Origin of the sequence: Flavobacterium urumqiense (genome assembly GCF_900108015.1) — a bacterium.
Lineage (GTDB): Bacteria > Bacteroidota > Bacteroidia > Flavobacteriales > Flavobacteriaceae > Flavobacterium > Flavobacterium urumqiense.
In genome coordinates this window covers 121670-136033 of the sequence record NZ_FNVP01000005.1, presented here as the reverse complement: position 1 = coordinate 136033, position 14364 = coordinate 121670, and the positions used below count along the sequence as shown (strand labels likewise).

At 32.9% G+C, this 14364-nt stretch carries 10 protein-coding genes; 4 read left to right on the top strand and 6 right to left on the bottom strand.

The window, feature by feature from the left end; all coding sequences use genetic code 11:
* The first annotated feature begins 670 nt into the window (after nucleotides 1-670).
* Nucleotides 671-1162: an RNA polymerase sigma factor gene (locus C4S35_RS08030; protein WP_103999767.1), complete on the top strand. Its 492-nt coding sequence runs from the start codon at nucleotides 671-673 to the stop codon at nucleotides 1160-1162.
* A 2-nt stretch (nucleotides 1163-1164) separates the two neighbouring features.
* Nucleotides 1165-1770 (top strand): hypothetical protein, encoded by a 606-nt coding sequence (locus C4S35_RS08025; protein ID WP_103999677.1) that lies wholly within the window; start codon nucleotides 1165-1167, stop codon nucleotides 1768-1770.
* 98 nt (nucleotides 1771-1868) lie between these two features.
* On the opposite strand, the gene C4S35_RS08020 is transcribed toward C4S35_RS08025, so the two are convergent.
* Nucleotides 1869-2096: a CDGSH iron-sulfur domain-containing protein gene (locus tag C4S35_RS08020; protein WP_103999766.1), complete on the bottom strand. Its 228-nt coding sequence runs from the start codon at nucleotides 2094-2096 to the stop codon at nucleotides 1869-1871.
* Nucleotides 2097-2211: 115 nt separating this feature from the next.
* On the opposite strand from C4S35_RS08020, the gene C4S35_RS08015 reads away from it, so the two are divergent.
* Both C4S35_RS08015 and C4S35_RS08010 read left to right on the top strand, forming a co-directional pair.
* Nucleotides 2212-2580 (top strand): T9SS type A sorting domain-containing protein, encoded by a 369-nt coding sequence (locus tag C4S35_RS08015; RefSeq protein WP_103999676.1) that lies wholly within the window; start codon nucleotides 2212-2214, stop codon nucleotides 2578-2580.
* A gap of 123 nt (nucleotides 2581-2703) precedes the next feature.
* Nucleotides 2704-3156 carry a VOC family protein gene (locus C4S35_RS08010; RefSeq protein ID WP_244175221.1) on the top strand — a complete coding sequence of 151 codons (453 nt, stop codon included), beginning with the start codon at nucleotides 2704-2706 and terminating at the stop codon, nucleotides 3154-3156.
* Nucleotides 3157-3433: 277 nt separating this feature from the next.
* Here C4S35_RS08010 and C4S35_RS08005 read toward each other — a convergent pair whose 3' ends face one another.
* The 5 genes from C4S35_RS08005 to C4S35_RS07985 all read right to left on the bottom strand — a co-directional run bounded on the left by C4S35_RS08005 (nucleotide 3434) and on the right by C4S35_RS07985 (nucleotide 13748).
* Nucleotides 3434-5002: a C40 family peptidase gene (locus C4S35_RS08005; protein WP_244175220.1), complete on the bottom strand. Its 1569-nt coding sequence runs from the start codon at nucleotides 5000-5002 to the stop codon at nucleotides 3434-3436.
* 726 nt (nucleotides 5003-5728) lie between these two features.
* Nucleotides 5729-7996, bottom strand: coding sequence for an aconitate hydratase (locus tag C4S35_RS08000; RefSeq protein ID WP_103999673.1), 2268 nt, complete (start codon nucleotides 7994-7996; stop codon nucleotides 5729-5731).
* A 122-nt stretch (nucleotides 7997-8118) separates the two neighbouring features.
* On the bottom strand, nucleotides 8119-10890 hold the full coding sequence (locus C4S35_RS07995; RefSeq protein ID WP_103999672.1) for a bifunctional aconitate hydratase 2/2-methylisocitrate dehydratase: 2772 nt from the start codon (nucleotides 10888-10890) through the stop codon (nucleotides 8119-8121).
* A 397-nt stretch (nucleotides 10891-11287) separates the two neighbouring features.
* Nucleotides 11288-12241: an AAA family ATPase gene (locus C4S35_RS07990; RefSeq protein WP_103999671.1), complete on the bottom strand. Its 954-nt coding sequence runs from the start codon at nucleotides 12239-12241 to the stop codon at nucleotides 11288-11290.
* A gap of 79 nt (nucleotides 12242-12320) precedes the next feature.
* On the bottom strand, nucleotides 12321-13748 hold the full coding sequence (locus C4S35_RS07985) for a peptidylprolyl isomerase (RefSeq protein ID WP_103999670.1): 1428 nt from the start codon (nucleotides 13746-13748) through the stop codon (nucleotides 12321-12323).
* Between the last annotated feature and the right edge of the window lie 616 nt (nucleotides 13749-14364).

Here is a 14364-nt window from a genome sequence, read left to right as displayed (position 1 = left end):
GATTTGCTAACATATATTGTGATAGTTGTTATAAAAATTGTTATCGAAAAGTATTGGTTTGTAAAATAAATAAGGAGAGAACTTATAATAGTTTAAAAAGTTTTATTTTTAGGACTAAACGGAACATTCCGGTAAAAAAACTAAAAATAAAAAATAAAACAAATAAAAATATATGGCACATTTAGTAAATGACTTTTAAAAAATCTACTAAAAATAAGTCTGTATAGGAAATAATGCAGGGCGTATATAATTCGGTAGAATCGACTGAGTTTTTTGACCAACGAGATACAAAGGTGTGAATAAACGCTTATAAATATTATGATATTGGAAAGACAAAACACGGCTTAATTCCTATTCTCGCTGGGATATTAGGAGGGAAAGACCCTTTTTGAAAGCACTCCATCGAAAGCGATTATTAAAAACTTTAAAATAATATTTCCTTAAGTCTGTGTGCTATCGATAAGCATCAATAATTTTAAAAAATCAACAAAGTGCAATAAAGCAATAGTTTAATTCATATTTAACTTGCTTGTTAGAACGGAAAATCTTTTAGCTTACTTCAACAGCAATCCCAAACTAAAATTGAAAATCATAATTTTTTTTTTAAAGTGTGATTTTTTCGCAAAGTAGTACACTAATCAAGTATCGGAAACATAATTGTAAATTATTAGTGGATAAAAAAGGAACATTTATAGCAGCAATAAAAGAGAACGAAGGTTTTATTTTCAAAATAGCAGCTGTTTATACCAACAGCACGGATGATAAGAATGATTTAGTTCAGGAAATTATTTACCAACTTTGGAAATCTTATGATTCTTTTACTCAAAAGTCAAAGCTTAGTACTTGGATGTACAGAGTTGCTTTAAATGTTGCCATTTATCAACTTAAAGTGTCAAAAAAAAGAATTTTCACCATTCTGATAGACGAGCAAGTTTTAGATTATCACGAAGTTGACAATAGTAAAACCGAAGAGAACTGGCAAATATTTAGACAACAAATTGACACTCTAAATCTACTTGACAAGGGCATTGTAATGCTTTATTTAGACAACAAAAGTTATGATGAAATTGCAGAAATCATCGGTATTTCATCGAGCAATGTCGCAACAAAGCTATCACGAATTAAAGAAAAGTTAAAGACACAAATTTTTAAAAAAATGTAACCATGCAATTAGACGAGTTAAAAAACACTTGGGATAATCCAAACAATCCAGCAGAGCAAAAACAGCATTTAACAACTAAAATGATTGAGCAAATGACACAAAAAAAATACAATTCTAAAATTAAAAAAATAGCTTATCCCGAGATTATAGGCGTAATCATTTGTTTAATAAGTGTGCTCTTCATCGGTATAAATTTCTACAAATTAGACACTACATTTTTGCAAGGTGCGGGTATTGTTTCCGTTTTACTATTAGCGACACTTTCAATCCTTAGTCTTTTAAGTCTTCGACAATTAACCATTCCCGAAGATGTAAACAGACCTTACGCTGCAACGCTGAAAATATTTGCTACTCAAAAATTACAATTTTTCAAATTGCAGAAAATAAATGCCGTTTTAAGCTACTTGCTTCTGGTGTCAATTCTAATTTTGATGTCCAAATATTTTGACGACAGAGATATTACAGGCATCAAATATTTTTGGATTTACTCTTTTAGTTTTGGATACTTATTTTTGTTGTTTTACTCCAAGTGGGTAGCTAAATATTACAAGAAAACAGTGAAACAAAGTGAAGAATTATTGCAGGACTTACAACAGTTCTATAAATAATTAGGCAGTTTTAATGCAGTAACATACAGTTCAAAAAAAGAAAAAGCTAAATCCGTAACGATTTAGCTTTTCTTATTTAATTGAATTAGAAAACGATATTACTTCGTTTTCACTGGTGGTAAATCAAATGCGGCTGATTCATGCTCAAAACCATTGCGGTGTGAACCATCACAAAAAGGCTTATTGGCTGATAATCCGCAACGACAAAGACCCAAAGCCGTTCTTCCTTCTAATCCGTATGTTTTTCCTTCGCAGTCTGTTATTTTGAAATCGCCTTCTATTTTTATAGATCCGTTGCGATTAATTGTTAGTTTTGTCTTACTCATAATGCCTTTTATTTTTTTAGAGTTCAAAGATTGCAAAATATATTCTGACTGTTTAGAAATAGTATTTTTTTTATGTAGCAAAAGACTAATTTAAATTAATTCTATATTATGCAAAATGCCAACTGCAATTCCAGTTCTTTTGGTCGTGGCTTACCCTAATCCTGCAACTGATTTAGCTACTATTACTATAAAAACTGATGTACTAAAAAACATGACATTGAAACTATATGATATCTTTGAAATGTTAGTTGGATCACCTATTAAAATTCGCGAGACATCAACTGAAAATGCGATTAAAATCAATGTAAGCGATTTTATAAGAGGCGTTTACGTTTACATATTAAGTACAGAAAACAAAGTGTTATTTAATGACAAAATAATAAAAAACCTGTTTCCTACTATTAAAAATGCCAAATTCTTTAATAAGTTCTGCGTTTTTTTTGTATCCATCAAAAAAAGGTACGATACTAAAAAATCATTCTGACCCACATAGTAATTAACAGTTTGATTAAATCTCTTTATTGCTTTATATTTTAGTTTAGAATTAAATTATTATTTACTTTTAACAGGCAAAAAAACCTAATAAAAAACCAAAACTAATTACCCAATGAAAAAACTAACCTTTTTACTACTTGCTTTTATATTTACCGGATCTATTTGGGGGCAGAATTCCTTTACTTTAAAGATGGATCACTTAGCTCTTTCAGTAAATAACTTGGATCGTTCCGTTGATTTTTATACCAACGTTCTAAAACTACAGGAAATCACTAATCTTACCAGAAAAGAAGGTATTCGTTGGATTTCTTTAGGAGATGGAAAAGAGTTGCATCTCGTATCAACTATTAAAGACCCCGTTACAATAAATAAAGCAGTGCATGTTGCTTTTAAAATAGCCAACTTTGATGCGCTTTTAAAGGTGCTGGAAAATAAAAACATCATTTATTCTGACTGGCCGGGAGAGCTTCATAAAATTAATATTCGTGCTGATGGTATTAAACAAATTTATTTTCAGGATCCTGATGGGTATTGGATTGAAGTAAACAGTGTGAAACTGGACTAAATATTTCTGAACTTTTTACTACTTATAAAGAGAAGTGTGAAATATGATACTTTTTGTTTAAATTGTATAATGTTTACATCCTGTTAGTTGCGCATCTTTGTATTATAGAAATACGGTTTCTTTTGAACTATTCTAAAAGCAAACAATAGCGATAGCAGCAACCTATAAATACTAAAAAAGTTAAAACAGGAATGACTAAAAAACAAAAAAACTCCCCATTTACTTGAAGAGTTTCCACTATATATAATAAGACGTATAATTTTCTAAAATTTCATTATTACAAAACTCTATTAACTTGAACGACTTTCTTCTTATAATAATTTTCTTTGGTTGATGAAATAATTACGCCATTTCCTACTGAGGCATGAATAAATTTTATTTCACCATCACAGACTTCAACTACCATACCAACATGGTTAATGTGGTTTCTGCCGTTTGTTTTAAAGAAAATTAAATCTCCTTTTTTAGCTTCTTCGGCGTCTACTTTAGTACCGAAACCAGACTGCTCAATAGAAGATCGTGGTAATTTGATGTCAAAAGCACCAAACGTATTACACATTAAACCGGAACAATCAAAACCAGATTTTGAAGTACCACCAGTTTGATATCTTGTTCCAATATTTTCCGCAGCTTTTTCTATCAGTTGATTCAAAAAATCACTGTTTCTTGACATACTGACAAAAGTTTTTATGTCTTGTTTTGTAGTTTCAATCGAGTTGTTCTCTGCTACTGTATTCCCATTATTACTATCTACTTTATTATTGTCTACTTTATTATTAACATCGGTATTTGCAATTATAGCCACTTCTTCTTTACGTGTATAAGAAGGATGAATATTTAACTTGTAACCTACAGGCAGACTCTTTTTAACTTCAGGATTTTGCTTTTCTAATTCATGAACTGTGATCCCGTATTGTTTTGCGATTCCGTATTTTGTTTCTTTTGGTAAAACTTCCCGAATAATAACTTCTGCAGTTGGAGTTGCAGTACTAATTGGTTGATTATTTTCAGCTAATTCTACTTTTAATTTTTCGTTTTTGGATTGATGAACAATAGCTATTTCCGGTTTTGGTGAATCTTTTACGGATTGAATATTACTAACTGGTAATTCTTCAAGAGTTGGTTTATTTTCTTGAGATAGGAAAGCAACATCAGTAGCTATTGAAGCATTTGCAGGAATATTTATTTTCTGTCCAACTCTTAGAGATTTAACTCCTAATGCCGGATTGACTTTATCTAACTCTTTTAAAGTAATTCCATATTTTTTTGCAATAGAATATTTAGATTCTTTTGGTAAAACTTCTATTGTGGTAACTTCTATTGTGGTAACTTCTGCATTTAAATTTGTGGTTTCATTACTTTGAGAGACAGTTTCTATTGGAAGTTTTTTTGAAGTTTTTTTGAATTGAGAGGCAACTGCTATTTTAGTATTTGAATTTGCGTCAGCAGGAATTATAACTTTTTGACCAATTTTTAATCCTGAAGTTTCTAATGAAGGATTGGCTTGGTGTAATTCTTTTAATGTGATTCCGTATTCTTTTGCAATTCCGTAAAGTGTTTCTTTGACAAGCACTTCATGTTCTTTTTCGGAGTAATTTATTGCAATTTTAGTTTTGGTATTGTTATTTTTTTCAGCAGCTGTAGGAATTAATAGTACTGAATTCAGTTTTAGCAGGTTCTTGGCTTTTGGATTCAACTTATAAATTTCACTGGGTTTTACCTCGTATTTTTCTGCAATACTCGAAACAGTTTCTCCTTTTACGATGGTATGTTTCTTGGTTTTTTCCTGTGAAAAAAGAACGATACTATTAAATAAAAACAATGTTACAACTAATCTTAAATTCATATTCATTTTTTTCAAATTACTTACCCCTTTTATTCTGCATAGCGATTTCGGGATATAATTATTAAATCTCGCTATGGTTTCCTGCTAAAATCATTTGCTTAAAAAAAAATAAAAAAAACTTATCTCTTTTGTAAAAAGAGGGCGTAATAAAAACAATTTAAAAACTTGTGATTTTTGTTCCGATTGCAAAAGCAACTTAAACAGTAACGCAGTACAATCCTAATGTATTGTTGCGCTGAAAATAAAAATTCAAAAGAAGTTCGATTCCTACTAGTAATCAAAAAAAATACTTCTTTTTAAAATTTACTTTTTCAAAAAAGCTAATATAACTGATTTAATCAAAAAAACGCTGTTTTTTTTTGATTTTAACGTGTTAAAAAAACAAAACGCAGGTTTTTCAGCATTTTTAACTGTGTTTTGAAACAAAAAATTTCATTTTTCATAAAATAATTATATTTCCAACTTTTAAAAAAAAGTCTGAAATTTTAAAAAAAAATGACGGTTTTTAGTTCTAGCCCTGATGAAAGTGGAAAGCCTTTTGAAGTAGAAATGCATTTTTTCCTGAAAAAAAACAGCGACCAGCGGAAGCTCGTTTTTTGTTTTGGAAAAAAACAATTCTATAAAAAAGCTTGAAGCGGCGAGCAGGAAATAGCTTCTAAAAAAATAGAATATAAAAAAACTCCCAAGTTGCCCTTGAGAGTTTTGAATCTAAAAAATACAATTTATTTATGCGTTACTGGCAGCAGCGATTAAGTTTAATGCGGAACCTGCTACGAACCAACCAATTTGTCCTTCGTTGTAGGTATGGTTTGCTAAGATAACATCTTTGGTTCCATCAGCGTGAACGAATTCTATTGTTAATGGTTTTCCTGGAGCAAAATCTACTAAATCTGTGAAGTTGATGGTATCATCTTCCTGTATTTTATCGTAATCTGCTTCGTTAGCAAATGTCAATCCTAAAAGACCTTGTTTTTTAAGGTTTGTTTCGTGGATACGAGCAAATGATTTTACTAATACCGCTTGAACACCTAAGAAACGAGGTTCCATAGCCGCATGTTCTCTAGAAGATCCTTCTCCATAATTGTGATCTCCCACAACAATAGATGGAACTCCAGCGGCTTTGTATGCGCGTGCCACTGCAGGAACTGCATCATAGGTTCCAGTCAATTGGTTTTTAACTGAATTAGTTTTATCTGTGAAAGCATTGACTGCTCCAATCAACATATTGTTAGAAATATTATCTAAGTGACCACGGAAACGCAACCATGGACCTGCCATAGAGATGTGATCTGTAGTACATTTTCCAAAAGCTTTAATCAATAATTTAGCTCCTGTAATATTTTTACCGTCCCAAGGTTGGAATGGTGCCAATAATTGCAAACGATCTGATGTTTCACTTACTAAAATTTGAACTCCTGATCCATCGGCAGCTGGTGCTTGAAATCCTGCATCTTCGACAGCAAATCCTTTTTTAGGTAATTCATCACCAAAAGGTGCAGTCAATCTTACTTCTTCACCGTTATCGTTGATTAAAGTATCCGTTATAGGATTGAAATCCAAACGACCCGCAATTGCTAAAGCAGCAACCATTTCTGGAGACGTTACAAAAGCGTGTGTGTTTGGGTTACCATCTGCACGTTTAGAAAAGTTACGGTTAAAAGAGTGAACGATTGTATTTTTCTCTCCTTTATCCGCTCCTGCTCTATCCCATTGTCCGATACATGGTCCACAAGCATTAGTAAATACTTTGGTTCCCATTTTTTCGAAAGTAGCAATGATTCCGTCTCTTTCGATTGTATATCTGATTTGTTCCGAACCTGGATTGATTCCAAATTCCGCTTTTGGGCTAATTCCTAATTCAACCGCTTGGTTTACAATAGACGCAGCACGAGCCATATCTTCGTAAGAAGAGTTGGTACAAGAACCGATTAATCCCCATTCTACTTTTAAAGGCCATCCGTTAGCAGCAGCTTCTTTTTTCATTTGGGAAACTGGTGTACCTCTGTCCGGAGTAAAAGGACCGTTAATATGTGGCTCCAATTCAGAAAGGTTGATTTCAATGACTTGATCAAAATACGTTTCTGGATTTGCATATACTTCGGGATCGGCAGTTAAGTAAGACGCTACTTTATCAGCAGCATCTACAACATCCTGACGACCAGTTGCAGAAAGGTATCTTCTCATGGACTCATCATAACCAAATGTAGAAGTAGTAGCACCAATCTCGGCACCCATATTACAAATAGTTCCTTTTCCAGTGCATGACATTGAAGTAGCTCCTTCTCCAAAATATTCAACAATAGCTCCCGTTCCACCTTTTACAGTAAGAATATCAGCTACTTTAAGAATTACGTCTTTTGGTGCAGTCCAACCAGAAAGTTTTCCAGTTAATTTTACACCTATTAATTTTGGGAATTTTAATTCCCATGACATTCCTGACATTACATCTACTGCATCAGCTCCACCAACACCAATAGCTAACATTCCTAATCCACCTGCATTTACAGTATGTGAATCCGTTCCAATCATTAGACCTCCAGGAAATGCATAGTTCTCCAAAACGATTTGGTGAATAATTCCTGAACCTGGTTTCCAGAAACCAATTCCATATTTATCCGAGACTGAAGAAAGAAAATCAAAAACCTCTTTAGATTGCGTATTTGCTGCAGCTAAATCAAATTCAGCTCCATTTTTAGCCAAAATCAAATGATCACAGTGAACTGTTGTAGGAACAGCGACTGTTTTCTTTCCAGCGTGCATGAATTGCAATAATGCCATTTGAGCAGTTGCATCTTGACAAGCAACTCTGTCTGGAGCAAAATCAACATAATCAGCACCTCTTGCAAAAGCTACAGATGGCATTCCATCCCAAAGGTGGTTGTATAAAATTTTCTCTGTCAAAGTAAGTGGGCGACCAACTATCTCACGTGCTATATCAACACGAGTTGTCATGTTGTCGTACACTTTTTTAATCATTTCAATATCAAATGCCATAAGATTTATATATAATTGTTACTATTCTATTTTAAAAATACAAGATACAAAAAAATAGAGTATAAAAAAAGCCTGAGTCATAGACTCAGGCTTTTAAAATTATAATTACCTACTTCTGTAAATTATTTAACTAATAACTTATGAGATGGTGCAAACTTAGTTAGGTTGATACCTTCTACTGCAGTTTTATATTCTTCTATTGTCGGAGTTCTACCAAGGATTGTAGATAATACCACAACCGGTGTAGACGAAAGTAAAGATTCTCCTTTTTTACCTTCCGTATCTTCTACAACTCTTCCTTGGAAAAGACGAGTAGATGTTGCCATTACAGTATCTCCTTTGGCAGCTTTTTCTTGATTACCCATACAAAGATTACAACCTGGACGCTCTAGATATAGCATATTTTCATATGAAGTACGGGCTGCAGCTTTAGGGAGATTATCGTCAAATTCGAAACCAGAGTATTTTTGTAAAATTTCCCAGTCACCTTCTGCTTTTAATTCATCAACAATGTTATAAGTAGGAGGAGCTACAACTAGTGGCGCTTTGAACTCTACTTTACCTTCTTGCTCATCAATATTCTTAAGCATATGCGCAAGGATTTTCATATCTCCCTTGTGAACCATACAAGAACCTATAAATCCAAGATCTACTTTTTTAACTCCTCCATAGAAAGATAGAGGTCTGATGGTATCGTGCGTATATCTTTTAGAAACATCAGCATTATTTACATCAGGGTCAGCAATCATTGGCTCAGCAATCTGATCAAGATCTACAACAACTTCAACGTAATACTTAGCATTTGCATCTGGTCTTAGCGCTGGTTTCTCACCTGAAATAATCTCGGCGATTCTCTTATCAGCAATAGCAATCAATCCTTTAAGAACTTCATTTTTGTTGTCCATTCCCTTATCAATCATAATCTGAATTCTACCTTTTGCAATCTCTAAAGATTCAATCAAGGTATAATCTTCAGAAATACAGATAGAAGCTTTTGCCTTCATTTCTGCAGTCCAGTCCGTAAACGTAAAGGCTTGATCAGCATTAAGAGTGCCAAGGTGAACCTCAATAATTCTTCCTTGAAATACATTTTCTCCACCAAAAGTCTTAAGCATCTGAGACTGTGTAGCATGAACCACATCCCGGAAATCCATATACCCTTTCATTTCTCCTTTGAATGTTACTTTCACAGATTCTGGAATCGGCATTGAAGCTTCACCAGTAGCCAATGCAAGAGCAACTGTTCCTGAATCAGCACCAAAAGCAACACCTTTAGACATTCTTGTATGAGAGTCGCCACCGATGATGATAGCCCACTCGTTTACAGTAATATCATTAAGTACTTTATGAATTACATCAGTCATTGCATGATAAACACCCTTCGGGTCACGAGCTGTGATTAATCCGAAATCGTTCATGAATTTCATCAATCTAGGAATATTTGCCTTAGATTTATTATCCCATACCGAAGCAGTGTGACAACCCGATTGGTAAGCACCGTCAACGATTGGAGAAATCACCGTAGCAGCCATAGACTCCAATTCCTGTGAAGTCATAAGACCAGTTGTATCTTGCGAACCTACAATATTAACTTCTACACGAACATCAGAACCAGCATGTAAAACTTTACCCGGAGTTGAACCAACCGCGTTTCTATTAAATATTTTTTCTACAGCCGTAAGACCTTGTCCTTCAATAGAAACCTCTTTTGACGGAGCAAATACAGGTACAATATCAATACCAAGAGTCTTTGATGCAAATGTTTGAAGTTTTTTTCCAAATACAATAGCGTAAGACCCACCAGCTTTTATAAATTCAATTTTCTGAGGCGTGAATGCCTGAGAAATATCTATCAGTTCTTTCTCGCCATTATAAAGTTTTTTTGTCTTTGTGTTGATTGTAAGAACAGTACCAGTAGCAACAGAATAAACCTGCTCTAGAATAGGATCACCGCTTTCATTACGAAGAACGGTACCGTTTTCATCTAATTTTTTTACCCAGTTTTTAAGGTCAAGACCAATACCACCAGTAACATCAACAGTTGTAAGGAAAATCGGAGATATACCATTTGTTCCTGCAACAATTGGAGCAAAATTAACAAATGGGACATAAGGACTTGCTTGTTTACCAGTCCAAAGAGCCACATTGTTTACACCTGACATTCTTGATGAACCAACACCCATAGTACCTTTTTCAGCAATCAACATCACGCTTTTGTCAAGATGCTGTGCTTGTAGTGCTTTGATTTCATCTTGTGCTTCAGGAGAAATCAAACATTTACCATGAAGTTCACGATCTGATCTTGAATGCGCTTGGTTACCTGGAGAAAGTAAATCAGTTGAAATATCTCCTTCACCAGCAATAAAAGTAACTATCTTAATTTCTTCTGCTATTTCCGGTAATTTAGTAAAGAACTCAGCATTAGCATAGCTCTTTAGAATTTCTTTCGCTATTCCGTTACCGCTTTTGAAAGCAGCTTCTAAACGATCTGTATCTGCTTCATAAAGAAAAACTTGTGTCTTTAAAACTTCCGCAGCATCTTTTGCAATAGCAACATCATTACCTAAAGCTAAGTCAAGTAATACCTCTATAGAAGTTCCACCTTTCATATGCGACAATAACTCTAAAGCAAAAGCGGGCGTAATTTCAGCAACTACTGATTGACCTAGAACGATTTCTTTTAAAAAACTAGCTTTTAAAGTAGCGGCAGGAGTAGTTCCTGGAACAACATTGTAAATAAAGAAGTTAAGAGAATCTGCTCTGTACTCATTATTTAAATCTTTAATTTGCACAATGATTTCGCTTAACAATTCGCCGCCATCAATTGGCTTTGGGTGAAGCCCTTGGCCTTTTCGTTCTTCAATCTCTTGAATGTAATCCTTATAAATATTCATAATAAAAGTCTTTTCTTGGTATTTTTATTTTCTGTACGCAAATTTAGGAATTAAAGCCGAGAATTAAAAAAAATATAATAGATGTAGCTTTTTCAAAAATTATTATTACAAAATAAAGAGTTTCACTGCTTTTTATTGTCAAAAATTCAATTTTAAATTAAAATAATGAATTATCAATAATTTAAAATCTTTTCGTTAAGAAAGTTGAAATTTAATGTTACTTCTCTAGTGAGATTTTACACTGCTTTCAGCTAAGAACCTTTCTAAATCATCACTTATAACGTTGTAGTTGTATTTTTAAATACTCTTTTGGTCAAACTAAAATATTAAATAAAAACAAAAAAAGCCAAACAAGTTTTAGAAATTTGTTTGGCTTTTTTCTCAATATTAAAAATTACTACATCAGCTTCTGAATAATAGCTTCTTCGGTAATTCCTTCAGCATCCGCTTTATAATTTTTAATTATTCGATGTCTTAAAATACCGGTTGCCACTGCTTTTACATCCTCTATATCCGGTGAAAATTTACCATTGAAAGCAGCATTGGCTTTTGCAGCCAAAATTAAATTTTGCGAGGCTCTTGGTCCTGCTCCCCAATCCAAATAATTCTTCACAAACTCGTTTGACAATGGATTATCAGGTCTGGTTTTACTAACCAAAGTCACTGCATATTCAATCACATTATCAGCCACTGGAATTCTGCGAATCAATTGTTGAAAATCAATAATCTCTTGTGCAGTAAATAACGGATTTATAGTTTCACTCGAATCTGACGTTGTACGTTTTACCACTTGAACTTCTTCCTGAAAAGAAGGATATTCAAGTTTTATGGCAAACATAAATCGGTCTAATTGTGCTTCAGGCAAAGGATACGTCCCTTCCTGCTCAATTGGATTTTGAGTAGCTAAAACAAAATAAGGCCGATCTAATTTATAATTCTCCCCGGCAATAGTAACCGAACGTTCCTGCATTGCTTCAAGTAGTGCTGCCTGAGTTTTAGGAGGCGTTCTGTTTATTTCATCCGCCAAAATAATATTCGAAAAAACAGGTCCTTTTATAAACTTGAACTTACGACTTTCATCTAATATTTCGCTTCCCAAAATATCAGATGGCATCAAATCCGGAGTAAATTGAATTCTTTTAAAATCCAATCCCAAGGCTTGCGCCAAAGTATTTACCATCAAAGTTTTTGCTAACCCAGGAACACCTACTAAAAGTGCATGCCCTCCAGAAAAAATACAAAGTAAAATTTGATCTACCACTGCATCCTGACCCACAATTATTTTTGCTATTTCGTTCTTTAGTTCATTCCTTTTTTGAACTAGGTTATGTATTGCAGCTACTTCAGACATTTTCGACTGTTTATTAAATTAAAAAAGAGTTAGCGATATGAATTCATAAAGCTAACTCTTTTTATTTATTTTATAAAAATTATTTTTTTAACCAATTGTTGGTGAAAGCACAATCTCTGTATTCTCCAATAACTTTAATATAGGTTTCTTTAATTTTCTCGTCAAACCATTTTCCGATGGTTTTAATTTGTTTTTCTTTCAAAGCCAATTCTTTAATTTTGATGTAATCCTTACCATAATCAGCAGTGTGTTCATCAATTCGATTCGTTACGGTAATTAATTTGTATTTTTTCTTACCTTGTTCGTCTTCCAATAATGGTAAAGAAACTTCTCCTTCTTTCAAATTTGAAACCTGACTGTACAAACTAGGGTCCATTTTAGTCAATTCAAAACGAGTATCTTGCGTTTTAGGATTGATTAAAGCTCCACCATTTACTTTAGTTTCTTTTTCGTCTGACATAGATCTAGCAGCTTCCGCAAAGTTAACTTCTGTGCTTTCAATCTTTTTTCTGATTAATTCAATTTTTTCCTTAGCTTCTTTCATAGACGCTTCAGTAACAGATGGCGTCAATAAAATATGACGTAATTCTATTTCTTGTCCTTTTATTTTTTCGATATAAATTATATGAAAACCAAAAGATGTTTCAAACGGCGCCGAAATTTCTCCTTCAGCAAGACTAAAGGCAACATCTTTAAATTCTTTTACAAATGGAGTCCTGCGATTCATTTTGTAATATCCCCCATTAGTGCTAGAACCCGGATCTTGCGAGTACAGCACCGCTTTTGTAGCAAAACTTGACCCTTCTTGACATTCTTTCTTGAAGCCATTCAATTTATCAATAACTATCTGTTTGTCCGCATCAGACACTTTTGGAGTAACGATAATTTGCGCTACTTCCATTTCTGCGCCAAAAAGAGGAAGATCAACAGTAGGAATTTTTTTGAAAAAATTACGAACTTCTTCTGGTGTAATTTCCACTTCGTCTACAATCTTTTTTTGCATTTCTGAAGTCAGTTTTTGTTCCTTCAAAATATCAAAAAAATAGGTTCTAAACTCTTCTTCATTATTTTTCTTGTAATACTTCACTACTTTCTCAAGAGACCCTAATTGCTCCGTCATATAACTCACGCGATCATCCATCATCCCTTTTATTTCAGAATCAGACACCTTGATACTATCTTGTATAGCTTGATGCGCGTACAATTTATCTTCCATTAATTTTCCCAACATTTGACATCTTGTAATATCTTTTACAGAACCGCCTTGTCCTGAAATTTCCAAATAGGATTTGTCTATATCTGAATCTAATATAATATAATCTCCAACAGTAGCAATGACGCCGTCTATTTTTTGTTTTTGATTAGATTGTGTTTTTTTTACAGAAACAATCGTACTGTCTTTAATAATTTCTTGTGCCTTTGTAATTGCACTTGAAAATACTAAGAGAAAGAAAGTTAGTGCAATTTTATTGTTTATGAACCTCATTTGTACTGTTTTTAATGGCATTTTTATGATATATTAATAGCGTAATGTATTGTAAATTTTTTCTTTAAATCTGTTTCAAAAAGATTATATTGATTTTGGCCAAATATACACTTTAAGAGTCAAGAAACGGTTTGAATTTACAGTACAAATACTGACAATTCTTTAAAGTAAAAACCAACAAAAATAACAATTCAATTACATAATACAAGTTTCCTTGGTACTATTAACAAAAATTTGTAAAACGCATTAATTTATTACTTTAAATACTTCCTAAAAGTCCATAACTTAACGTAACAATTTAAATTAAAAAGGAACAAAATAACGTCAAATAATTATAAATCAGTTGTTCTTTAAATCAACATCTCCTTTTTTACTTTCTCAAATTTTATTCATTTACCATAATTGTTCAATCTTCTATTTATTTTTTAGTTGCCATTTCTTTAGAAAACCTACCACCTTTTCTGTAAAATTAAAATCAAACTGGATTGAAAACTATTAAAACTCTCATTTTAGACTACATTTTAAAAAACTTTTTTAACACTATTATGTTTTCGTAAAAACATTACAACGATTATTATAGGACCAGTTACTAAATATATAAATTAACTGAACAATAGCCGAGGGTAATTAGAAAACA

Excerpts from the sequence above, each read along its gene's own strand:
- C4S35_RS08025 (WP_103999677.1), top strand. The coding sequence starts at position 1,165 with ATGCAATTAGACGAGTTAAAAAACACTTGGGATAATCCAAACAATCCA.
- C4S35_RS08020 (WP_103999766.1), bottom strand. The coding sequence starts at position 2,096 with ATGAGTAAGACAAAACTAACAATTAATCGCAACGGATCTATAAAAATA.
- C4S35_RS08015 (WP_103999676.1), top strand. The coding sequence starts at position 2,212 with ATGCCAACTGCAATTCCAGTTCTTTTGGTCGTGGCTTACCCTAATCCT.
- C4S35_RS08010 (WP_244175221.1), top strand. The coding sequence starts at position 2,704 with ATGAAAAAACTAACCTTTTTACTACTTGCTTTTATATTTACCGGATCT.
- C4S35_RS08005 (WP_244175220.1), bottom strand. The coding sequence starts at position 5,002 with ATGAATTTAAGATTAGTTGTAACATTGTTTTTATTTAATAGTATCGTT.
- C4S35_RS08000 (WP_103999673.1), bottom strand. The coding sequence starts at position 7,996 with ATGGCATTTGATATTGAAATGATTAAAAAAGTGTACGACAACATGACA.
- C4S35_RS07995 (WP_103999672.1), bottom strand. The coding sequence starts at position 10,890 with ATGAATATTTATAAGGATTACATTCAAGAGATTGAAGAACGAAAAGGC.
- C4S35_RS07990 (WP_103999671.1), bottom strand. The coding sequence starts at position 12,241 with ATGTCTGAAGTAGCTGCAATACATAACCTAGTTCAAAAAAGGAATGAA.
- C4S35_RS07985 (WP_103999670.1), bottom strand. The coding sequence starts at position 13,748 with ATGCCATTAAAAACAGTACAAATGAGGTTCATAAACAATAAAATTGCA.